Source organism: Tepidicella baoligensis, from assembly GCF_013432195.1.
Lineage (GTDB): Bacteria > Pseudomonadota > Gammaproteobacteria > Burkholderiales > Burkholderiaceae_C > Tepidicella > Tepidicella baoligensis.
Window position 1 is genome coordinate 36,501 of sequence record NZ_JACCDB010000008.1, and the last position, 22,198, is coordinate 58,698.

Annotated in this window: 21 protein-coding genes and 1 pseudogene; 15 read left to right on the plus strand and 7 right to left on the minus strand. The window is 66.2% G+C overall.

Translation table 11 applies throughout. From position 1 onward, the window contains the following. Positions 1-7: 7 nt before the first annotated feature. A complete protein-coding gene (locus HZS63_RS09460) occupies positions 8-1,147 on the minus strand; it encodes an alkene reductase (RefSeq protein WP_180683794.1) in 1,140 nt (379 codons plus the stop codon). Positions 1,148-1,191: 44 nt separating this feature from the next. Here HZS63_RS09460 and HZS63_RS09465 point away from each other — a divergent pair, with 44 nt between their 5' ends. Both HZS63_RS09465 and HZS63_RS09470 read left to right on the plus strand, forming a co-directional pair. Then, positions 1,192-2,079, plus strand: coding sequence for a lysophospholipid acyltransferase family protein (locus HZS63_RS09465; protein ID WP_180683795.1), 888 nt, complete (start codon positions 1,192-1,194; stop codon positions 2,077-2,079). Between the two features lie 12 nt (positions 2,080-2,091). After that, on the plus strand, positions 2,092-2,436 hold the full coding sequence (locus HZS63_RS09470; RefSeq protein ID WP_180683796.1) for a hypothetical protein: 345 nt from the start codon (positions 2,092-2,094) through the stop codon (positions 2,434-2,436). 89 nt (positions 2,437-2,525) lie between these two features. Here HZS63_RS09470 and HZS63_RS09475 read toward each other — a convergent pair whose 3' ends face one another. Further along, positions 2,526-3,122, minus strand: a complete 597-nt coding sequence (locus HZS63_RS09475) for an NADPH-dependent FMN reductase (protein WP_180683797.1) — start codon at positions 3,120-3,122, stop codon at positions 2,526-2,528. A 161-nt stretch (positions 3,123-3,283) separates the two neighbouring features. Here HZS63_RS09475 and mnmG point away from each other — a divergent pair, with 161 nt between their 5' ends. From mnmG to HZS63_RS09510, 7 genes are all read left to right on the plus strand, one after another. Next, the gene (gene mnmG / locus HZS63_RS09480; protein WP_180683798.1) at positions 3,284-5,266 is read left to right on the plus strand and encodes a tRNA uridine-5-carboxymethylaminomethyl(34) synthesis enzyme MnmG; all 1,983 of its coding nucleotides are present in this window, start codon (positions 3,284-3,286) and stop codon (positions 5,264-5,266) included. Continuing rightward, positions 5,263-5,928, plus strand: coding sequence for a 16S rRNA (guanine(527)-N(7))-methyltransferase RsmG (rsmG, locus tag HZS63_RS09485; protein ID WP_180683799.1), 666 nt, complete (start codon positions 5,263-5,265; stop codon positions 5,926-5,928). Before mnmG ends, rsmG begins: the two co-directional genes overlap by 4 nt. A 671-nt stretch (positions 5,929-6,599) precedes the next feature. Next, positions 6,600-7,214 carry a LysE family transporter gene (locus HZS63_RS09490; RefSeq protein WP_180683800.1) on the plus strand — a complete coding sequence of 205 codons (615 nt, stop codon included), beginning with the start codon at positions 6,600-6,602 and terminating at the stop codon, positions 7,212-7,214. 12 nt (positions 7,215-7,226) lie between these two features. Continuing rightward, the gene (locus HZS63_RS09495) at positions 7,227-8,000 is read left to right on the plus strand and encodes a ParA family protein (RefSeq protein WP_180683801.1); all 774 of its coding nucleotides are present in this window, start codon (positions 7,227-7,229) and stop codon (positions 7,998-8,000) included. After that, complete coding sequence (locus tag HZS63_RS09500; RefSeq protein ID WP_180683802.1) at positions 7,997-8,569, plus strand: RBBP9/YdeN family alpha/beta hydrolase; 573 nt, start codon at positions 7,997-7,999, stop codon at positions 8,567-8,569. Before HZS63_RS09495 ends, HZS63_RS09500 begins: the two co-directional genes overlap by 4 nt. A gap of 2 nt (positions 8,570-8,571) precedes the next feature. Beyond that, on the plus strand, positions 8,572-9,552 hold the full coding sequence (locus HZS63_RS09505; RefSeq protein WP_180683803.1) for a ParB/RepB/Spo0J family partition protein: 981 nt from the start codon (positions 8,572-8,574) through the stop codon (positions 9,550-9,552). 204 nt (positions 9,553-9,756) lie between these two features. Next, positions 9,757-10,500, plus strand: coding sequence for a class I SAM-dependent methyltransferase (locus HZS63_RS09510; RefSeq protein WP_180683804.1), 744 nt, complete (start codon positions 9,757-9,759; stop codon positions 10,498-10,500). Here HZS63_RS09510 and HZS63_RS09515 read toward each other — a convergent pair. The 5 genes and pseudogenes from HZS63_RS09515 to HZS63_RS09530 all read right to left on the minus strand — a co-directional run bounded on the left by HZS63_RS09515 (position 10,491) and on the right by HZS63_RS09530 (position 16,879). Continuing rightward, positions 10,491-11,543, minus strand: coding sequence for a dienelactone hydrolase family protein (locus HZS63_RS09515; RefSeq protein WP_180683805.1), 1,053 nt, complete (start codon positions 11,541-11,543; stop codon positions 10,491-10,493). The two genes, HZS63_RS09510 and HZS63_RS09515, sit on opposite strands and share 10 nt — an antisense overlap. A gap of 113 nt (positions 11,544-11,656) precedes the next feature. Continuing rightward, positions 11,657-11,917: a hypothetical protein gene (locus HZS63_RS09520; RefSeq protein ID WP_180683806.1), complete on the minus strand. Its 261-nt coding sequence runs from the start codon at positions 11,915-11,917 to the stop codon at positions 11,657-11,659. A gap of 111 nt (positions 11,918-12,028) precedes the next feature. After that, positions 12,029-12,553 (minus strand): EAL domain-containing protein, encoded by a 525-nt coding sequence (locus tag HZS63_RS14135; protein WP_281364036.1) that lies wholly within the window; start codon positions 12,551-12,553, stop codon positions 12,029-12,031. Between the two features lie 40 nt (positions 12,554-12,593). Next, positions 12,594-15,425 (minus strand): annotated as a pseudogene (locus HZS63_RS14175) (putative bifunctional diguanylate cyclase/phosphodiesterase); the annotation flags it as partial. Between the two features lie 29 nt (positions 15,426-15,454). Further along, a complete protein-coding gene (locus HZS63_RS09530; protein WP_180683808.1) occupies positions 15,455-16,879 on the minus strand; it encodes an FAD-binding oxidoreductase in 1,425 nt (474 codons plus the stop codon). 119 nt (positions 16,880-16,998) lie between these two features. Between HZS63_RS09530 and HZS63_RS09535 the strand changes: the two genes are divergently transcribed. From HZS63_RS09535 to paaN, 6 genes are all read left to right on the plus strand, one after another. After that, positions 16,999-17,562 carry a cob(I)yrinic acid a,c-diamide adenosyltransferase gene (locus HZS63_RS09535; protein ID WP_180683809.1) on the plus strand — a complete coding sequence of 188 codons (564 nt, stop codon included), beginning with the start codon at positions 16,999-17,001 and terminating at the stop codon, positions 17,560-17,562. Positions 17,563-17,581: 19 nt separating this feature from the next. Beyond that, positions 17,582-18,217, plus strand: a complete 636-nt coding sequence (locus HZS63_RS09540) for an FMN-binding negative transcriptional regulator (protein WP_180683810.1) — start codon at positions 17,582-17,584, stop codon at positions 18,215-18,217. Positions 18,218-18,384: 167 nt separating this feature from the next. After that, on the plus strand, positions 18,385-18,723 hold the full coding sequence (flhD, locus tag HZS63_RS09545; protein ID WP_180683811.1) for a flagellar transcriptional regulator FlhD: 339 nt from the start codon (positions 18,385-18,387) through the stop codon (positions 18,721-18,723). Positions 18,724-18,766: 43 nt separating this feature from the next. After that, positions 18,767-19,306, plus strand: coding sequence for a flagellar transcriptional regulator FlhC (flhC, locus tag HZS63_RS09550; RefSeq protein WP_180683812.1), 540 nt, complete (start codon positions 18,767-18,769; stop codon positions 19,304-19,306). Between the two features lie 71 nt (positions 19,307-19,377). Further along, a complete protein-coding gene (paaX, locus tag HZS63_RS09555; RefSeq protein ID WP_180683813.1) occupies positions 19,378-20,346 on the plus strand; it encodes a phenylacetic acid degradation operon negative regulatory protein PaaX in 969 nt (322 codons plus the stop codon). 175 nt (positions 20,347-20,521) lie between these two features. After that, entirely contained in the window at positions 20,522-22,189 is a 1,668-nt protein-coding gene (paaN, locus tag HZS63_RS09560; RefSeq protein ID WP_180683814.1) for a phenylacetic acid degradation protein PaaN, read from the plus strand. Positions 22,190-22,198 lie beyond the last annotated feature (9 nt).

Below are 22,198 nucleotides of genomic sequence, written 5' to 3' on the forward strand. Positions count from 1 at the left end.
CGGCGGCTCAGTCCAGCGTGGGATAGTCGGTGTAGCCCCGTTCGTCACCCCCATAGAAAGTGGCGCGATCCGGCGTGTTGAGCGGGGCGCCTTCGCGCAGCCGCCGGGTCAGGTCCGGGTTGGCGATGAAGGCCCGGCCAAAGGCCACCAGGTCGGCGCCCTCGGCCAGCGCCTGCTGGGCCAGCGCCAGGGTGTAACCGTTGTTGACCATCCACGCGCCTTGCCCGCCGGCATCACGGTAAGCCTGACGCAGTGCGGTGTAGTCGAAGGGGGTTGGGCCTTGCTGGTAATCGCGGGCACCCCCGGTCTGGCCTTCGATGATGTGCAGGTAGGCCAGGTTCAGCGGGGCGAGGTGGCGTACCACGTACTCGAACAAGGGTTGGGGCTGGTCGTCGAAGGCGTCGTTGGCGGGGGTGACCGGCGACAGGCGCAGGCCCACCCGGTCGCCGCCGATCTCGTCCACCACGGCGCCCATCACGTCGAGCAGCAAGCGGGCACGGTTCTCGATCGGGCCGCCGTAGGCGTCGGTGCGCCGGTTCGAGCCGCTGCGCAGGAACTGGTCGAGCAGATAACCATTGGCCCCATGCACCTCCACCCCGTCGAAGCCGGCGTCCAGTGCGTGGCGTGCGGCCTGCCGGTAGGCGTTGACGATGCCGGGGATCTCGTCCAGGCGCAGGGCACGGGGTTCGGATGTGTCGATGAAGGCCCCCGCGCGCTGGCCATTTTCCTGTTCCACGAACACATAGGTTTTCGCCTGGGCACGCACGGCCGATGGCGCCACTGGCGCCTGACCATGAGGCTGCAGGCTGGTGTGGGAAATGCGCCCTACGTGCCACAACTGTGCCACGATGCGCCCGCCGACGCGATGCACCGCATCGGTCACGGTTTTCCAGGCGGCGATCTGCTGCGGCGTGTGCAGGCCGGGCGTGTCGGCATAGCCGTGCCCCTCAGGGCAGATCGGGGTGGCCTCGCTGATGATGAGGCTGGCCCCATGCTGGGGGTGGGCACGCTGGGCGTAATAGGTGGCCATCGCGGCCGTCGGGACCTGGCCAAAGGCGCGGTTTCGCGTCAACGGGGCCATGACCACGCGGTGTGGCAAGGTCCAGGCACCTACGCGCAGGGGTGTGAAAATTGCAGAGTTGCTCATGTTGTGGATCATAGGGCAAGTGGTGCTGCATAATCCTTGGCGACATGTCTCCCCGAGTTTCACCCCAACCAGCAGCCTGGTGGCTGCGTGCGCTGGCGCATTTGCCCGTGCCGGTGTTTCGCATGGCGGGCTGGGTCATGGGCACAGGGCTGATGGCCTTGGCCCCCCGGCGTCGGCGCGTGGTGCAGCGCAATCTGGCACTGTGTTTTCCCCAGGTGTCCTCCTGGCGGCGCTGGCACTGGACGTGGCAGACCTTCAAGTATTTTTCCCAGTCGTTTCTGGATCGGGTGTGGATTTGGCATGGCCCCTCGGAGCGGGTGCGCCAGCGCGTCAGCATTGACGACCCGCATGGCGTCTTGGACCGAGAAGGGGCGATGCTGTTTTTCGTGCCCCATTTCTATGGACTGGATGCCGGCTGGGCGCGGCTGACGCTGTGTGTGCCGCGCCGTTGGTGGACTTTCTATGCGCCGCAAGGCAACCCCACGATGGACCGCTGGGTGAAAGCAGGGCGCCAGCGTTTTGGTTCCCCCCGCCTGGTGTCCCGGCGGGAAGGTTTGCGCCCGCTGCTGAAGGGCTTGCGCGACGGGGCATCGCTGTGCCTGCTGCCGGACATGGACCACGGCGACCGCAACTCGATTTTCGTGCCGTTTTTCGGCGTTCAGGCGGCCACGGTCACCTCCTTGCCGCGCCTGGCCAGTGCCGCAGACGTCCCGGTGGCCACGTTGGTCTGTCGCATGGTGCCAGGCGGCTATCGCATCCATGCGGGCGGCGTCTGGTCGGACTTCCCCATGGGCGACGACGCACAGGATGCCCGGCGCATGAACGCCGAATTGGAGCACCTGATCCTGACCATGCCAGGGCAGTATCACTGGTTGCATCGGCGCTTCAAGACCCGGCCGGCCGGGGCGCCGCCTGTCTACCATGACGATTGATGGTGGTTTCACGTGAAACCTGCTGAGCCTCCGGCATCGACGGCTGGTGCCCCCCGGTCGCTGCGCTATCTGTTTTTTGAACGCAGCGAAGACGGTCTGGGGATGGTGTCATTCGACGCGGTGGCCAGCGTGCGCCCGCAGCGGCTGGCCGAGGTGCAAGCGGAGGCCGATGCGGTCATTCTGTGGGCACGGACCACCTTACTCGGGCCGGAAGGGCCGCTGGACGAAGGCGGGGCCTGGGATCATGAGCGGATCGTCACCGAGGAAGGCGACGGGTGGCACAGCCTCGCCCTCACGCTGACGGGGGATGCAGCCTTTGCCCGGCTGTTCGAACAGGCCTTCCCCGCCCAGGGTTAGAGGGCTGCGGCGGCGGTGCCTGCTTCCAGGCGGGTCCGATGGCGCAGGGCGTGCTGGCGGTTTGACCCGCGCATGGCGGCATCAGCCGTTCATGGCCGCAACGCCTGGCCGAAAGCCTGGCTCGCCCACAGGGTGTCCCGCACCACGGCGTCCACGGCGTCCCGATCGGTGGGGGAGATCAGTTGCCCCTGGGCGTCGAATGCTTCGGCGGCCTTCGGGAGAGCAAACTGGCGCGGGTTGACCCAGCATTGCAGGTTCATCAGCAAGGGTGTGAGGTGGCTCAGGCTGCGCAGACCGCCCAGCGCTCCGGGGGATGTCGACAGCAACCCCACGACCTTGCCGGCGAAAGGCTTGAGGCCATCCGACCATTCGGGGAGGCTCTGCACCGGGCTCGATACCCAATCGATGGTGTTTTTCAGCAGCCCGGTGTAGCTGCCGTTGTATTCCGGCGAGCAGATGATCCAGGCCGGATGGGCATGGAAGACCTCTTTGAGGCGGATCACATCGGGCGGCGTGCCACGGGCTTCGAGATCGGCGTTGTACAGCGGGATGTCGAAATCGCCCAACTCCAGCAACGTGACAGCCGCGCCAAGGCGTTCGGCGGCCTCGGCGGCGCGGCGGGCCAGCAGGCGGTTCCAGGATGCGGTGCGGGTGCTGCCCGCAAAGATGAGGATGGGATGTTTCATGGCCGTGATTGTCGCTCAGCACCCAAACCCTTTTACGGCGAGGGTTGCGTGAGTCGTTGTGGGGGTGTTCGGCCAAACCAATTAAAATCAAGCGGTTACCGGCGTCCGTGACGCTGGTTTTCTTGTTTTGGGGCCCTGTTGCGGCCGTTCGGATGGTGGAAATGTGGTATCCCCAGGAATTTGACGTGATCGTCATCGGTGGCGGGCATGCCGGCACCGAGGCGGCGCTTGCGGCGGCGCGCATGGGTTGCGAGACTTTGCTGCTGACCCACAACATCGAGACGCTGGGACAGATGAGTTGCAACCCGTCGATCGGCGGCATCGGCAAAGGCCACCTGGTCAAGGAGGTGGATGCGTTGGGCGGGGCCATGGCTCTGGCCACGGACGAGGCGGGCATCCAATTCCGGATTCTCAACGGCTCCAAGGGTCCGGCGGTTCGGGCCACCCGCGCCCAGGCCGATCGCATGCTCTACAAGGCGGCCATCCGGCGCAGGCTGGAAAACCAGCCCCATTTGACGCTGTTTCAGCAGGCCGTGGACGATTTGATGGTGGAGGGTGATCGCGTGGTCGGGGCGGTCACGCAAATAGGCATCCGCTTTCGTGGGCGTGCTGTGGTCCTCACGGCGGGCACGTTCTTGGATGGCAAAATCCATGTCGGTTTGGAGAGCCATGCCGGAGGCCGCGCTGGAGACCCGCCAGCGGTCCGTCTGTCGGCCCGATTGAAGGAATTGAAGCTGCCGCAGGGTCGCCTGAAAACGGGCACCCCACCGCGCCTGGATGGCCGCACCATCGACTTTTCCCGGTGCATCGAGCAGCCGGGTGACGGCATGCCCGGCTCCGACACGGCCGACCGCCCGGTGCCGGTGTTCAGCTTCATGGGTCGCGCCAGCATGCACCCGCGCCAGCTGCCCTGCTGGATCACCCACACCAATGCACGCACGCACGAGATCATCCGTTCGGGCTTTGACCGCAGCCCCATGTTCACGGGCAAAATCGAAGGGGTGGGCCCGCGCTATTGCCCCAGCGTGGAAGACAAGATCAATCGCTTCGCTGACAAGGAGAGCCACCAGATCTTCCTGGAGCCCGAGGGCTTGACGACCCATGAGTTCTATCCCAACGGCATTTCCACCAGCCTGCCTTTCGACATCCAATACGCGCTGGTGCGCAGCATTCCCGGGCTGGAGAATGCGCACATCCTGCGTCCGGGCTACGCCATCGAATACGACTACTTCGACCCGCGCGAACTCAAAAGCAGCTTCGAGACCAAGGCCATCCGCGGCCTGTTCTTTGCCGGGCAGATCAACGGCACCACCGGTTATGAAGAAGCGGCGGCGCAGGGCTTGTTCGCGGGCATCAACGCGGCACTGCGGGTGCGGGGCGAAGAGCCCTGGTGCCCGCAGCGCGACGAAGCCTACCTGGGTGTGCTGGTGGATGACCTGATCACCAAGGGCGTGACCGAGCCTTACCGCATGTTCACCAGCCGGGCCGAGTTCCGCTTGCAGTTGCGAGAGGACAATGCCGACATGCGCCTGACCGAAACCGCTCGCCGCATGGGCTTGATCGACGATGCGCGTTGGGACGCCTTCAACCGCAAACGCGACGCGGTTTCACGTGAAACAGAGCGTTTGAAGGCCACCTGGGTGAACCCACGCATCCTCTCTGCCGCCGAGGCAGAGCGCGTGCTGGGCAAAGCCATCGAGCGGGAATACAGCCTGTTCGATCTGCTTCGTCGGCCCGGTGTGACCTATGCCGATTTGATGACGCTGGAGGGTGGCCGCTTCCAGGCGGATGCTGCGAGCGTTTCACGTGAAACGCTCGGGGGCCTCTATGAGCCGGTGCTGGAGCAGGTGGAAATTGCCGCCAAGTACGCGGGCTATATCGATCGCCAGCGCGATGAGGTGGAGCGTGCTGCCCATTACGAAAACCTCAAGCTCCCGGCAGACCTGGATTACATGCAGGTGGCGGCGTTGAGTATCGAGGTGCGGCAAAAGCTGAATAAACACCGACCCGAGACGCTGGGCCAAGCATCTCGCATTTCCGGTATCACCCCGGCTGCCATCTCTCTGCTGCTCATTCATCTGAAACGCGGCAAATTCAAGGGCTTCTCTGGCCCGGCCGATGCGAACGAGGCGGTGGCGTCATGAGCCATCCGCAAGAGGTCGGCCTGCGCGCAGGCCTGGGCGAGCTTGGTCTGGATCTGACGCCTGAGCAGATGGCGACGCTGCTGGCTTACCAGGACTGGATGGTCAAGTGGAACCGCGTGTACAACCTAACCGCTGTTCGAGATCCGCAGGAGATGTTGACGCACCATGTGCTGGATAGCCTGGCCGTGGTTCTGCCTTTGCGGCGGTATTTGCGGGATCGGACGGGCCATGACCGGACGCGCTTGCTGGACGTGGGCTCGGGAGCGGGTTTGCCGGGCGTGGTGTTGGCGATCGCCTGCCCTGAATTGGAGGTGAGTTGCGTGGACACGGTGGCCAAAAAGGCGTTGTTCATCCAGCAGGTGGCCGCCGCCTTGCGTTTGCCCAATTTGCTTGGCCTGCATGCCCGGGTAGAAACCTTGACGCAACCTTATGACGTGGTGGCCTCGCGGGCCTTTGCGTCGCTGGCCGACTTCACGCGATGGTCTGAAGGGGCGCTGGCCGAGCAGGGTGTGTGGATGGCCATGAAGGGCAAGGTGCCGCACGACGAAATGGCCGCGCTGCCCGCTGGCGTGGAGGTGTTTCACGTGGAACCGTTGGCCGTGCCGGGGCTGGATGCGGAGCGGTGCTTGGTGTGGATGCGGCGTTTGGCTGGGGCAGCTTGACCGCTCCTCGCGTTGGTGCCTCGCTCGCTGCGGCAGACCTGGCCCTGCGGGGGCTCATACTGTGACGGTCGCCGCCCTTGGCGCCGACTCCGCTGCGTCCACCTGCCTGGGGCCGGTGCGACGGAACTCGCTGCACGCTTGCAGCGCTCCGCTCAAACAGCCGCCGCAAGTCAGTTCACGAAGCGCGCTCACGCGCGCCCAGCCCCAGGCAGGCGGCCACAGCCGCCACAGAAATCGCCCCCGCAGGGCCAGGCCTGCCGCAAACACCAAGAATGTTGGAGTGCAGCCGTTGGTGTTCAAACAGTAGCTCTGCCAAGGCGAGTGCGCCCAGGGGCTGGCGCGCCTTGCGGGGTGCCGAGAAGCGCAGAGGCCGTGGCCGCACGCCCAGCGTGCATCCACCTCTGACTCGCGGCGGCTGTTTGAGCGCAGTGAGCGCCAAGCGAACGAAGCGAGTTCCGCCGCGTGGTCACGGCATCGAGCATCGCAGGGGGGTGCGCAGCACCGGCCACCTCGCAGAAGTGCCAGCCCCTGGGCGCACTCGCCTTAACCGCCCACGCCAGCCGCAACCAAGCAACCAACACCCCAGCGAAAGCACGTAAACTCGGAGTCTGCGCTGTCGCCCTGCCGGCCAAGGCAGGGTGGCGTTTCCCACGAGAGAAAGAACCCCCACCATGTTCGGTGTCGCCGACTATGGCGCCTTTGTGGTTGCCGTCATCGTGTTCCTCGCCATTCCCGGGCCGGGCAATCTGGCCCTGATCACCTCCACCAGCAAAGGCGGCGTGCCGGCGGGTCTCGCGGCCACCCTCGGCGTGATCGCCGGTGACCAGGTGCTCATGTGGCTGGCCGTGGCGGGGGTGGCGGCGTTGCTGGTGGCCTATCCTGCCGCTTTTCATGCGGTGCAGTGGCTGGGCGCGGCCTATCTGGCCTGGTTGGGCTTGCTCATGCTCAAGGCCCGGCCCGGTGATGCGCCGGTGCTCCACATCCAGCCGCGCCACTATTTCCGCCAAGCGTTGACCATCACGCTGCTCAACCCCAAAGCCATCGTGTTCTACATGGCCTTCTTCCCGCTGTTTGTCGATCCGCAGCGGCATCTGGGCCTGATTACCTTCGCGTTCATGGCTTTCACGATTGCCGTGCTGACCTTTCTGTATGGCCTGATCGTGGTGTTGTTGACGCGCCAACTCGCCCGCCGGATGGATGCCAGTCCCCGCATCGGGCAGGTGTTCAACAAGCTGGCCGGGCTGTTCCTGATCGGCTTTGGCATCAAGCTGGCCCTTTCCCGATAACGAGCAAGCCCCATGGCAAACATTTTCTGTGTCGCCAACCAGAAAGGCGGTGTCGGCAAGACCACCACCACGGTCAACCTCGCGGCCGGGCTGGCCAAGGTGGGCCAGCGGGTGCTGATGGTGGACCTGGACCCACAGGGCAACGCCACCATGGGCTCGGGTGTGAACAAACGGGAACTGGCGCTCACGGTGTACGACGTGCTGCTCGGTTCGGCCCAGGTGGCCGAAGCGGCGGTGCCGGCCGAGGCGTGCGGCTTCCATGTGCTCGGGGCCAACCGCGAGCTCGCCGGTGCCGAGGTGGAATTGGTGGAGCTGGAGCAACGCGAGAGGCGCCTGAAGCAGGCGCTGGCGCTCGTGGATGCCGACTACGACTTCGTGCTGATCGACTGCCCGCCCTCTTTGAGCATGCTCACGCTCAACGGGCTGTGCGCCGCGCACGGCGTGATCGTGCCCATGCAGTGCGAATACTTTGCGCTGGAGGGGCTGTCGGATCTGGTCAACACCATCAAGCAGGTCCATGCCAACCTGAACCGCGACCTCAAAATCATCGGGCTGTTGCGCGTGATGTTCGACCCCCGCATCACCCTGCAACAGCAGGTCAGCGACCAGCTCAAGGGCCACTTTGGCGACAAGGTGTTCGATACGGTGATTCCGCGCAACGTGCGCCTGGCCGAGGCGCCGAGCTACGGCCTGCCGGGCGTGGTGTTCGATCCGTCGGCGCGTGGTAGCAAGGCTTTTGTGGACTTCGCGCGCGAGATGGTGGCACGTATTGGGCAGATGGCATGACGACCCCCGTGGTGGTGCTGCTGCCCGGCTGGCGCAACAGCGGACCTGCCCACTGGCAGAGCCGCTGGGAGGCGCTGCATGGGGATGTGCGCGTGCAACAGCACGACTGGGAGTGGCCCCGCCGTGGCGACTGGATGGCCCGGCTGGACGAGGTGGTGCAGGCGCAAACCCGCCCCGTGGTGCTGGTGGCGCACAGCTTGGGCTGCTTGCTGGTGGCGGCCTGGGCCAGTGTGTCGCGTCATACCGCGCCGGTGCGCGGTGCCTTGCTGGTTGCCCCGGGAGATATAGAGGTCGATGGGGGTCCGGTGCCCCCGCTGCCGGGGTGGCGGCCCATCGTGCGTCAGCGCTTGCCATTTCCTTCGGTGCTGGTGGGCAGCCGCAACGATCCCTGCTGCACCTTGGCGCGTGCCCAGGGCATGGCCCGCGACTGGGGCAGTGTCTGGGTGGATCTGGGGCCGCGGGGCCACATCAATGCCGATTCCGGGCTCGGCGACTGGCCCGAAGGGCGGGAACGGATCGCCCCTTGGCTCCAGGCAACCCCCGCCCACACGAACGCAGAGGAGGAATGACCATGGTAACCAAGAAACCCAAAGGCCTCGGCCGTGGCCTGGAGGCTTTGCTGGGCCCCAAGCTCGACGATGCCACCAGCCTGGACCCGGCGCAGCGCGACGTGCCCTCGACCCTGGCACTGACCGATCTGGTACCCGGCGCTTACCAGCCGCGCACCCGCATGGACGAGGGGGCCCTGTACGAACTGGCGCAAAGCATTCGCAGCCAGGGCATCATGCAGCCCATTCTGGTGCGAAGGCTCGAAGACGGTGAGGGCGAGCGCCGACTCGCCGAATGGTGTGCCGCCCAAGGGTTGCCCAACGTGACGCGGGGCGCACGCCCGGTGTACGAAATCATCGCCGGTGAGCGGCGCTTCCGCGCGGCCCGGCTGGCTGGGTTGGAGAGCGTGCCGGTGCTGGTGCGCGACGTGCCCAACGAGGCCGCCGCCGCCATGGCGCTGATCGAGAACATCCAGCGCGAAGACCTGAACCCGCTCGAAGAAGCCCAGGGTTTGCAGCGCCTGGTGCGTGAGTTTGGACTCACTCACGAGCAGGCCGCCCAGGCCGTCGGCCGTTCCCGCAGTGCCGCCAGCAACCTGCTGCGCTTGTTGAATCTGGCCGAGCCGGTACAGACCATGCTCATGGCCGGTGACATCGACATGGGCCACGCGCGTGCCTTGCTGTCGCTGGACAAGGCGACCCAGATCACGGCGGCGCATCAGATCAGCGCCAAGTCGCTGTCGGTCCGGCAAGCCGAAAGCCTGGTCAAGAAGCTCGGGGCCGAGTTCGCGCTCACCCCGCTCAAGCCCAAGAAGGAAAAGTCGCGCGACATCCGTCGGGTGGAAGAGGAGTTGTCGGATCTGCTCACCGCGGCGGTGGAGGTGCGGGTGAAAAAGCGTGTCAAGCGCCATGGGCGGGTGGAGGAGCAGGGCGAGCTGGCCATCCAGTTCGGCTCGCTCGACGAGCTCAACGGCTTGATCGAGCGTCTGCGTGGCATGGGCTGACCCCCTGGTGAATAAGGGATGGCGGCGATGCAGGGAATGTTCGAGCACGGCGCTTCAACCGTTGCCACCGACATCAAGCAGATGAAAACCGTGATCCCACCAGCCCAGCGTGTGCCCAAGGGGTGCGAGGCCAGAATTTGCTTCGCCAAGGGCAGCCACCGTGTCGGACGTGCAATGAACGGTCATTGCACGCGGGCCTGACCGATGCGCTGGGCTTGGCCGTTGCCAGCGGTGTTCGTCTGGCTGGGTGCTTGGGGCTGGTATGCGGGTCTGCTGGCTTTCGGGCTGAGCCAGGCCGTGTCCTTTGCGGTCGCAGCGAGTCTGGGCATGCTGGCCAGCCTCTGGGGCGACAGCCGATGGCGGCGTGTATGGATCGGATTGGGGTTTCCACTTTCCTGGGTGCTGCTGCACGGGGCGGCCGATATGCCGGCCTGGGTATGGCTGCTGCCGGCAGGGGTGTTTCTGCTGCTGTACCCACCCGTCGCTTGGCGTGACGCGCCGCTGTTTCCGACGCCTCCCGATGCACTGGAGGGTTTGCGCGAGCAGGTGCCGCTGCCTCCGATGGCGCGCATCCTCGACGCGGGCGCGGGCATGGGCGACGGTCTGCGGGCGCTGGAGCGGGCTTACCCGGACGCCCGCCTCGAAGGGGTTGAGCGCAGCTGGCCGCTGGTGCAACTGGCACGTTGGCGCTGCCCAGGGGCACGGGTGTTCCGAGGCGACATGTGGCGCTCCGACTGGTCCGCGTACGACATGGTCTACCTGTTCCAGCGACCCGAAACCATGCCACGCGCAGCTGAAAAGGCCCGTCGGGAACTGCGGCCCGGAGCCTGGCTGGTCAGCCTGGAGTTCGAAGCGCCCGGGCTGGAACCGGTGGTCCAACTGGAAAGTCGCGCAGGCAAGCTTGTCTGGGTGTATGCACCCGCCGCCGGAGCCCGTGATCAGCGATAACGGTTGAAGAATGCGATCATGCGCTCCGTCGCGTCCTTGGTGATGGCGGCGTCGTAGCGATAGGTCATGGTTTCCCCGCTCACGGTGCGATAGACGTAGCCGTTGTTTTCGGCCTTGTCCCATGCGTGCGTGGTGCGCGGGTAGATGTGCCAGTGAACGTCCTTGCCGGCGGCGCGCATTTCCTCCAGCAGCGGAAAGCAGGTGGCAGGCGGGGTTTCGATGTCGAGTTCCGCCATCAGCATCAGGATCGGGCGGTCGCTGTCCGCTGTCAGCATGGGCAGGGTTGTAGCGCCGCCGCTCGCACTGGTGTATGGCCCCGCGATGCTGCAGGACGCGTAGTTCGACACCGTTGCACGAAAGCGTCCCTGTGCCTTGAATTCCTGCGCGCCTTCGGGGCTGGCCAGCAGCGCAGCTGCCAAACCCCCGTACGAATAGCCGGTCTGGAAAATGCGCTCCTTGTCGATGAATGGCAGCGACTGCAGGTGCGCCAGCGCGTCGTAGGCATCCTTCGCGAACTCGCTGGGCAGCGGCTCGCGCACACCAGCGCGGTAGCCGCGGGGGCCAAAGGTGTCGACCACCAGGACGGCAAAGCCCGCGTCAAGCAGCGAGCGCGCATGTACCCGCAGGTGCTCCGACAGGCCTTTGGTTCCGCTGATGACCACTGCCGGGAAGGGCCCATCCCCGGCCGGAGCAAAGACCTTGTTGGCCATGGCCTGGACGCTGGTGAACATGCCAAAGCGTCCCCGCTCCGGGCTGAATTTCAGAGGGTCGGCCGTGGCCAGCCAACGCAGTTTGGCCGGCTCGAACACCTCGGCGATTCCGCAATCCTGGCGCAGAAGCGCGCCAGCCGCCGGTACGCTGGCAAAAGGTTGTTGCAGTTTGCGAGTCGCAACCATCGGGGTGATGGTATCGATGACGGTCTTACGTCGCTCATCCTCTGACAGTTGGCAGTAAGCGCTCAAATCCGGGTACTTCGCACGGATGGTGTCGTACACCAGCTGCACTTCCGCATCGGTGCTGGCGAGTGCAGGGGCGGCCAGCATGGGCAGCACCGCCGCCCCCAGGCACAAGGTCAAACGTTTCAACATCGGTACCACCTTCATCGGGCCAAAAAAAAGCCGGCATGAGCCGGCCATGAACTGGAGGCCAATGGCTGTCAGCCTCCGCGGCATTCACGGCCGAGGCGCTGGCCGGCAGCGTTGCCGACATCCTGAGGGTTGCTCTGAAGCTTCCCTTGCGATGCCAGGCTGGCAATGGCTTGTCCAACAGCTGCCCGCATGCCGTCAGGCCCCTTTTGACACAGAGACCGCATGTCTGGGTTTGCAGCCTTGACGGCCTCCACCGTGGCATCGACATCGCTGGCGCTCTGAGCATGGGCACCGACAGCCACCATCAACGCGGCGGCAAGAACACTCATTGGAGTACGCATGGAAGACCTTTCGGCGGGTTGAAAAGGCTCAAACTCGTTTCGCATTACGCTACAGACAAATGCCGTCTGCAAGCAAAGGCCATGATCAGGGAAGGGGCATTATGGATTCGGCTCAGCGCCTCCACCTGGGTTGGAGCGCCAGCGCGTGATCATCGCATCGGCCGGTTCGGGCCGACCATACAGATAGCCCTGCAGCAGCACCTGGGGATGGTGTTGGAACACCGCTGCCTGTTCGGGCGTTTCCACGCCTTCGGCCACCACCCGCAGGTGCAGGTGCCGTGCCACCGACAGGATGGCCTCCACCAGCGCCGCGTCGCTGGCGTCGTGCGGGGCATCCTGCACGAAGCTGCGATCGATCTTGAGCTCGTGGATCGGCAGCGTTTTCAGGTACGACAGCGATGAGTAGCCGGTGCCGAAATCGTCGATCGAAAACCGCACGCCGTGCCGGTTCAGCGCCTTCATGCGCTCGATCACGTCATCGATGTCCTCCACCACCACGCTCTCGGTGATTTCCAGGATCAGGTCCTCTGGCGCTGCGCCGGTGGATTCCAGCAGCGCCAGCAGTTCGTCGGCGAAGCGGGGCTGGTGAAATTGGCGCGGGCTGATGTTGACGGCGATGGGCAAGCGCAGCCCTTCCCGGCGCAGAGCCCCCCAGGTGCTGGCAGACCTCGCGCAGCACCCACAGACCGATCTGGTCGATGAGGCCGCTTTCCTCTGCCACCGGAATGAACACACCCGGAGGCACCAGGCCGTTGTCGGGGTGTTTCCAGCGCACCAGAGCCTCGGCACTGACGATGCGGCCGCTCGCTTCGGCCTGGGGTTGCAGGTACAGCCGCAGCTCGCCGGCGGCGATGCCGCGCCGCAGGTCCTGCTCGATTGCAAAGCGCTGGCCCACCGCCTGGCCCATGGCAGCGTCGAAGAAGGCCGTCTGGCGGCCACCGCCCTGCTTGGCCCGCTGCAAGGCGGTGTCGGCGCGGCGCAGCACCTCGCTCGGGGTGTCGCTGTAGTGGTGGGGCAGCACCGTCACGCCGATGCTCAGGGTCATGTTGATCTGGCGCTGGTCGGGCAGGACGAACGGTTGCTGCATGCTTTTGTGCACCGTCTCGGCCAGGTGCAGCGCTTCTTGGGAGAGCTTGTCCTCGTCGCCGTCGTTGGCGCGTATGAGCAAGGCGAACTCGTCGGCGCCCAGGTGGGCCAGCAGCAGGCCGGGACGCATGAGCGAGGCCAGCCGTTCGGCCAGCCGCTGCAGCAGGCGGTCGCCGGCGGCGTGGCCCAGGGCGTCGTTCAGCGTCTTGAAGCGGTCGATGTTGAGCAGCAGCAAGGCGCTGAGGCGGTGGCCGCGGCGGTCGGCGGACAGGGTCTCGGCCAGTTCGCGCAGCAGGTGGCGCCGGTTGGGCAGGCCGGTGAGCAGGTCGAACCAGGAGAGCTGATGCGCCATGTCCTCCGCGTGGCGCTGGGCGGTGATGTCGAGCTGCGCCGCGAGGTAATGCGTGACCGTGCCCGAAGGGTCGCGTACCGGCGCGATGGTGACGGCCTGGGTGTATTCCCGCCCGTTTTTGTGGCGGTTGACGATTTCCCCATGCCAGGTTTCACCGGCCCGCAGCGACCGCCACATGGCCGCGTACACCTCGGGCGGCGTTTTGCCGGACTGCAGCAGGCGAGGGTTGTGCCCGATCACCTCTTCCCGCGCGTAGCCGCTCATGTGTTCGAAGGCGGCGTTCACGTATTCGATGCGCCCCTGCACATCGGTCAGGATGACGCCGGCAGGGCTCTGCTCGGTGGCTTGCGAGAGTTGCAGAATCGTCGCTTCGGCCTGCCGGCGGGCGGTGATGTCGCGGGTCACGCCTTGGAGTTGGATCGGGCGGCCGGTGGCGTCGGTGACGAAGGTGGTGACGACCTCGATCGGGATGCGGTGGCCGTCGCGGTGGATTTGTTCGAGCTGGTCGATCTGTGAGCGGGCGTTGATATCGCCCCGCAAAAAGGCTTTCAAGCGTGGCGGCAGGGTGGACTGGACCTGGGCCAGGGACTCCGGCGTCAGGATGTCGGCCAGGTCCTTGCTGTGCATTTCCTCGGGGGAGTAGCCAAGCTGTTGCTGGACCGAAGGGCTGACGTAGACGAAGCGGTGGGTGGCGAGGTCCAGCAGCCAGACCACGTCGCTGCCGTTTTCCGCCAGCTGCCGGTAGCGCGACTCGCTGGCGGATAGCTGCTGCCGGATGGCCTGCAGATCCCCGATGAAACGGGCGGACTGGCGCAACTGCTGGCGCTGCACATACAGGTACACCGCGACACCGAGGGCGAACAGGGCCAGTATGCCGCTTAGGGCGATGTTGAGGCCGCCTTGCACGGCGTCGAACATGAGTTCGCTGCGGTCCTGTTTGACCAGCAGCCACCAGCCGGTGTCGCCGACCGGCAGGACCACGGCGTAGACCGGGACGCCGGCATAGTCCAGGCCCTCCACCAGCGTTCCGGGGGCGGCATCGCCCCGCATCACGCGGGCGGTGGGGAGTTGCGACTCGTTCACCGACAGTGTGAACCGCAGGGCGGCGTTGGGCAGGCGCTTGAGATCGCTCAGGTACTCGATCCGGTCGCCTTCCTGCCGGAACAGCACCGCCTCGCCCGTTTCCTGGGGCAGGGGCCAGGTGGCGAGCGCCGGGTGGAAGGTGGCGGGCGGGTCGTAATCCAGCACGGCGACCACGGGGCGCTCGTGGCCCAGGGCCACCGGTGCCAGGAAATAGAGGCGGGGCCGGCCCTGGTGATCCAGATGCGGGCCGAAGCGCTGTACGGTTCCGGCGGCCAGGGTGGCGCGCACCGCGTCGAGCAGGGCCGGGTCGCTGGAGAGTTCGGGGTGTTGAGGATCGTTGATGCCCCGGCCTTCGGCGTCGATCAGCTCGACCCGGTTGAACTGGCCGGCCAGGGCGATTCGGCGCAGCCGCGCCTGCAGGGCTTGCCGGGTTTGTGGCAAGCCTTCTCGTGCCCACATCAGCCACTGCTGCGCCAGCTCCACGCTGATCTGCACGGCCAGGGCGTTGTTCCAGCGCTCCTGGTGCCAGGCGGCGATCTGTTCGGCCTTGGCGGCGCCGATGGCGTGCAACTGGTGGCCGGCGACTGTGCGTCTTTCCTCGTAGCGCTCGGTGATGTTGATCCAGCTGAGGGCCACGATGGTGCCGCCGAGCGCCAGGATGGCCAGCCAGGGCACCAGGCGCTGCCGGGGCGTGCCGGTGCTGACGCCAGCAAGGACCTCGCCGTCAGGCTGCGACGACAAGGGCTGCAGCAGCGCGAAGTACAGCAGTATCGAGGTGACGGCCACGAACAGCCAGCCCTTGAGCGTGTGCGCCATCAGGCGGTGTTGCAGGTCGTCGGCCAGCAGCCAGTCCACCGCCCGGTCAGACAGCAGGATCCACAGCGCCGAGAAGCAGGCGTAGAGCAGCACCACCGTCAAGGCGTGCCGTCCCCGGTTGCTCACGAACGGCGGGAACCTGCGGCTGGGTGGGCGCATGGGGGCAGAGCGAGAGACGGGGCGATCCGTCAGGTGGTGAAGATCTTGCCGGGGTTGAGGATGTGGTGCGGGTCCAGTGCCTGCTTGAGGGTGCGCATCATGTCGATTGCGCCCTCGCCGGCCTCGTCGCGCAGGAAGCCCATCTTGTGCAGGCCCACGCCGTGCTCGCCGGTGCAGGTGCCTTCCAGCGCCAGGGCGCGGTGCACGAGGCGGTCGTTCAACGCTTCGGCGGTTGCGCGCTCCTGTGCGTTGTCGGGGTCGATCAGGTAGCCGAAATGGAAGTTGCCATCACCCACATGGCCGACGAGGAAGTAAGGCAGGCCGGAGGCGTCGGCCTCGGCCACGGAGTCGAGCAAACAGTCGGCCAGGCGGCTGATGGGCACACAGGTGTCGGTGGAAATGGCGCGGCAGCCCGGCTTGCTCTGGATGGCGGCGAAGTAGGCGTTGTGCCGGGCCGTCCACAGGCGGGTGCGCTCCTCGGGGGTGGTGGCCCATTCGAAGGCCTGACCGCCGTGCTCGCTGGCGATCTCCTGCACGAGTTCGGCCTGCTCCTGCACGCCGGTCGGGGAGCCATGGAACTCCATCAGCAGCATGGGTTCCTCGCGCAGGCCGAGCTTGGCATAGGCGTTGACCATTTTCACGGTGCCGCCATCGAGCAGTTCGCAGCGCGCGATGGGAATGCCCATCTGGATGATGGCGATGGTGGTGCGCACGGCCGCCTCGATGCTCGGGAAAGAGCAGATGGCGGCGGAAATGGCTTCCGGCAGCGGATAGAGCTTGACGGTGATTTCCGTCATGATGCCCAGCGTGCCTTCGCTGCCCACCATCAGGCGGGTGAGGTCGTAACCGGCGCTGGACTTCTTGGCCCGGCTGCCGGTGCGGATGACCTCGCCTTGCGCCGTGACCACCTCCAGCGCCAGCACGTTCTCGCGCATGGTGCCGTAGCGCACGGCGTTGGTGCCGCTGGCGCGGGTGGCGGCCATGCCGCCGATGGAGGCATCGGCGCCGGGGTCGATCGGGAAGAACAGGCCCCGATCCTTCACCGCGTCGTTGAGCTGCTTGCGGGTCACGCCCGGTTGCACCGTTGCGGTCAGGTCTTCGGCATGGACGCTGAGCACGCGGTTCATGCGGCTCACGTCCAGGCTGATGCCGCCCTGCACCGCGAGCAAGTGCCCTTCCAGCGACGAGCCCACGCCGAACGGGATCACGGGCACCCGGTGTTCGGCGCAGAGCCGCACGGCATCGGCCACGTCCTGCGTGGACTCGGCGAACACCACGGCAGCGGGCGGAGGCACGGTGGTGAAGGCGGATTCGTCGCGCCCGTGTTGTTCACGCACCGCCTGTGCCGTCGAGCACTGCGCGCCGAAGCGGGCTTTGAGCGCATCGAGGAAGGCCGTCGGAACCTCGCGCAGGCGGACGTCGGGCAATAGATCGGTGGGCAGGGGGGCGTTCATGCGTGTCTCCGGCTCATGTATGTCTCCGGTCGGGACGCGGCGTGCGAGCGTGTGGCCGCCGTGTGGTCGGGTCAGGATAATCTAAGGATTATCACCTTACAACCCTTCGTGGAGCAGACATGGGTAACCGTTTGACACAGATCGCCACCCGCACCGGCGATGCGGGCACCACCGGCCTGGGCAACAACCAGCGCGTGAGCAAGAACAGCCTGCGCGTGCACGCCATGGGCGACGTGGACGAGCTCAACTCCCACATCGGCCTGCTGCTGTGCGAGGACATGCCGCCCGACGTGCGCGCACTGCTGGTGGAGATCCAGCACCAGCTCTTCAACCTGGGCGGCGAACTCAGCGTGCCCGGCTTCGAGCTGCTCAAGCCCGACGCGGTGATCGCCCTCGACGAGGCGCTGCAACGGTACAACGAGCAGCTGCCGCGCCTGCAGGAATTCATCCTGCCCGCCGGCACCCGCGCGGCGGCGCAGGCCCATGTCTGCCGCACCGTGGCTCGGCGGGCCGAGCGCCAAGTCGTGGCCCTGGGCCAGGAAGAGGCCCTCAACGACGCGCCGCGCCAGTACCTCAACCGCCTGAGCGACCTGATGTTCGTGCTGGCCCGCGTGCTCAACCGGATGCACGGCGGGGATGACGTGTACTGGAAAAGCGAGCGCATGCAACGCGGCGAAGCCTGACCCTGCTGGAGGCCAGCCCATGTACAACCCCGCCCACTTCACCCTCACCGATCTGTCCGACCTGAGGCGCATCCTTGAGGCGTACCCGTTGGGCATGCTGGTGACGCACGGCCCTGAAGGCCTGGACGCCAACCACATCCCCTTTGTCTTTGACCCGCAGCGGGGCGGGTGCGGCACACTCACCGGCCACGTGGCCCGCGCCAACCCGGTGTGGCGGCAGTGCAGAGAGGGCGCCGACGTGCTGGTCGTGTTTCGCGGGGTGGAGGGCTACATTTCACCGAGCTGGTACCCGAGCAAGCACGACACCCACCGCCAGGTGCCGACCTGGAACTACGAGGTGGTGCATGCCCACGGGCGGCTCACGGTGCGCGACGACGAAACGTTCGTGCGCGGTGTGGTGGCGCGCCTGACCCGGACCCACGAAGCCGCCGAACCGTCACCGTGGAAGATGGGCGACGCTCCGTCCGACTACCTGGACGCGATGCTCCGGGCCATCGTGGGCATCGAGATCGAGATCACCCGGCTGGAGGGCAAGGCCAAGCTGAGCCAGAACAAGGAGCTGCGCGACCGGCAGGGCGCGGTGGAGGCGTTGCAGGCCCGTGGTCAGACGGGACTCTCCACCGCCATGCGATCAGGCCTCCCCCCAGTGGTGTAGGAATTTGCCTGACAGACCGGTGCCTGGCGCCTGACGCGCCGAACAGCCGTTTTCCGATTCAAGGTTTGTAGGTCGACTTTCACAATCCTTTTCAACGAATCGACGCTTTTCCGGCCGTGCTAACCCTTCCGGGCACGGCGGCGTCGGAACCGAAACAGGAGTGTGAAATGAACCCAGCCGCCGATGCCCTGATGGACCAGATCCGCGAGGCCAACCTGACCTACCTTATGCTGGCCCAGCAACTGATCCGCGCCGACAAGGCCGAGGCCGTGTACCGCCTGGGCATCAGCGAAGAGTCGGCCGAGCTGATCGCCACGCTTTCGCCGGCCCAGGTGTTCAAGCTGTCGTCCACCAACACGCTGCTGTGCCGCTTCCGGGCCGACGACGACATGGTCTGGGGCTTGCTGACCAGCAGCCACGCCCCGAACCGCGTGGGCAACGACACCACCCAGCGCCTGCACGCCAACATCCTCATGGCCGGCCGCCTGGCCGAAGCCGCCGCCTAATCAATCTCGCCCCCCCCTGTTACCCGACCCGCAGGAGCTCACCATGGCCGCCGTCAAGAGCATCGTCAACGAAAGCAAGGACATCGAGCGCGCAGTCGCGCTGATCCGCATGGGCGCCCGCTTGCAGGTGCTGGAAAGCGAAACCAGCCTGTCGTACGAAAAGCTGCTGCGGCTGTACAAGGAAGTGGTGGGCAAGTCGCCGAGCAAAGGGCAATTGCCGTTTTCCACCGACTGGTTCCTGAGCTGGCAGCCCAACATCCATGCCTCGCTGTACGCCAACATCGCCGAATACCTGAACAAGACCGTGGCGCTGGATTCGATCGACGTGGTGATGAAGGCCTACAAGCTCTATGAAGAGCAGATGAGCGCTTGTGGCATCGAGCCGTTGCTGAGTTTCACCCGCGCCTGGCGCCTGAGCAAGTTCATGGACGCCGGCATGCTGGTGCGCACCAAGTGCACCTGTTGTGGTGGTCACTTCGTGACCGACCAATACGAGAATCCCCGCCACTATGTGTGCGGCCTGTGCAAGCCCCCCGCCCGCGCCGGTAAAGGCAAGGCCGACGGCGGCTTGCGGCTGGATTGAGTGCGCGTCCACGCCCCGGTAACAGGCACACCATCGGCTGAATCGCCTCTGGTCCGCTAACATGGCGGGCCATGCCATGGTCTGCTTTGGGGTCCGCGACCCGTCAACGCTTGGACGCCTTCCGCCAACTCGGGCGGATGCAGGCGGGCTCGCTCATCATTTCCGTGTTCGGTGATGCGGTGCTGCCGCGGGGCGGGCGCATCTGGCTGGGCAGCCTGATCGGGTTGCTGGAGCCGCTGGGCCTCAACGAGCGGCTGGTGCGGACCTCCGTGTTCCGGCTGGTGAAGGACGAGTGGCTGGCGACCGAAGCCGTCGGCCGGCGCAGCGATTATTTCCTCACCGCAGCCGGCCGCCGCCGTTTTGAGGAAGCGGCCCGCCAGATCTATGCCGCTCAAGCCCCGGTCTGGGACCGACGCTGGCGACTGGTGCTGGTGGTGGGCGAGCTTGACGCGCGGGCGCGTGAGCGCTTGCGCCGGGCGCTGTTCTGGCAGGGGTTTGGCGACCTTCGGGCCGGCTGTTTCATTCACCCCAGCGCCGACCTGCGGCAGGTGTTCGACGCCCTGACCACCGACGGCATGGGGGCCTGGCTGCCCGCACTCATGCCCTTGCTGGCGGCCAACCCGCACCTGGGTGTTTCGGCCTTGGACAGCGACATGGTGCGCCGGGCCTGGAACCTGGACGACCTGGCCGCCGGCTACCAGGGCTTCGTGCAGTGTTACCGCCCCCTGCTCGACGAGTGGGCGGCGCCCGGGCGGCGGCCCCGCGACACCGCCATGGCATGGCAGTTGCGGTTGTTGCTGATCCACGACTACCGTCGCCTGCTGCTGCGGGACCCGGAACTTCCCGAGGTTCTGCTTCCCGCCGACTGGCCGGGCCACCAGGCGCGGGCCCTGTGCCGCGACCTGTACCAGTGCCTGCTGGACCCCTCGGAGCGTTTTCTGGACGGCGCCCTGCGCCTGGCAAATGGGGAGGTACCCACCGCCACCCCGCTGTTGCAGGAGCGTTTTCAGTTGTTGAGCCCGGACGCCGTCCCGGTCTGACCCTTCCCTGGCGCATCCTGTGCCATCCATCGATATGGGGAAAACCCCATATTTACGCTGGCGCGCTTTCGTTTGATACTATTGGACTTGAAAAATCCAATAATTTGTATCGCATTGGGCGGTCGGTTTGGTGTCCTCCAGCCGCTTCCCTCCGCGATGCATTTGTTTGCGCACCATGACCCATCCACTGTTTGAGAAGCATCGCGCCACGCTCGAAGGCGCCCTCCAGGCCATTGCCACCCGCGGCTACTGGTCGCCCTACAGCGAAATGCCCAGCCCCAAGGTCTATGGCGAAACCGCCGCAGCCGACGGCAAGGCGGCGTTCGAGGCCCACCTCGGCAAAAACTTTGAACTGAACCAGCCGGGCCAGAGCGGTTGGGGCGGGCGCGAGGCGTCACCCTATGGCGTGGCGCTGGACGTGCGCTACCCCGTCTGCGACCCCGATGCACTGGTCGCCGCCGGGCAGGCCGCGATGAAGGGCTGGCAGGCCGTGGGCGCCGCCGGCCGCACCGGCATCTGCCTGGACATCCTGGACCGGCTGTACTGCCAGAGCTTCGAGATGGGGCATGCGGTCATGATGACCACCGGTCAGGGCTGGATGATGGCCTTCCAGGCCGGCGCCGCCCACGCGCTCGACCGGGGCTTGGAAGCCGTGGCCTACGCCTGGCGCGAACAGAGCTTCGTGCCGGCCCACTCCACGTGGGAGAAGCCCCAGGGCAAGAACCCCGCGCTGGTCATGAAGAAGCACTACGAGATCGTGGGCCGTGGCGTCGGTCTGGTGATCGGCTGCGGCACCTTCCCGACCTGGAACACCTACCCCGGCCTGTTCGCGGCGCTGGCCACGGGCAACGCGGTCATCGTCAAGCCGCACAGCAACGCCATCTTGCCGGCGGCCATCACGGTGCGCACCATCCGCGCGGTGCTGGCCGAAAACGGCATCGACCCCGACCTGGTCACGCTGTGCGTGGCCGAACAGCGCAGCGTCACCCAGGCGCTGGCCACGCACCCGGGTGTCAAATCGGTGGACTTCACCGGCAGCAACGCGTTCGGCCAGTGGCTGCTCGAGCACTGCAAGCAGGCGCAGGTGTACGCCGAGCTGGCGGGTGTGAACAACATCGTCGTCGAATCCACGAACGCCTACAAGGCCATGCTGGGCAACCTGGCGTTCACGTTGTCGCTGTACTCGGGGCAGATGTGCACCACCACCCAAGCCCTCATCGTGCCGGCCGGCGGCATCGACACCGACGAAGGCCACAAGTCGTTCGACGAGGTGTGTGCCGATCTGGCCGCCGCCGTGCAAAAGTTCCTGAGCAAGCCGGAAGTGGCGTGCGCCGTGCTGGGTGCCATCCAGAGCAGCGCCACCGCCGAGCGTGTGGACCTGGCCAACAGCGGTGCCCTGGGGCGCGTGGTGTTGGCCTCGCAGAAGCTGGCCAACCCTGAATTCCCGGGCGCCGACGTGCGCACCCCGGTGCTGCTGGCGGTGGACGCCGCCGACGAAGCGGCCTATATGGAAGAACGTTTCGGTCCCATCAGCTTCCTCGTCAGGGCGGCGGATGCGCAGGCGGCCATTGCCCTGTCGGAGCGCATCGTGCGCACGCACGGCGCGCTCACCGTCGGCCTCTACTCCACGAAGTCCGACGTGATCGACGCCATGACCGAAGCCAGCTGGCGCGGCCAGGTGGCGCTGTCCATCAACCTGACCGGCGGCGTATTCGTGAACCAGTCGGCCGCGTTCTCCGACTACCACGGCACCGGTGGCAACCCGGCGGCCAATGCCTCGTACTGCGATTCGGCCTTCGTGGCCAACCGTTTCCGCGTCGTGCAGCGGCGCTACCACGTCTGAAGGTGGCCC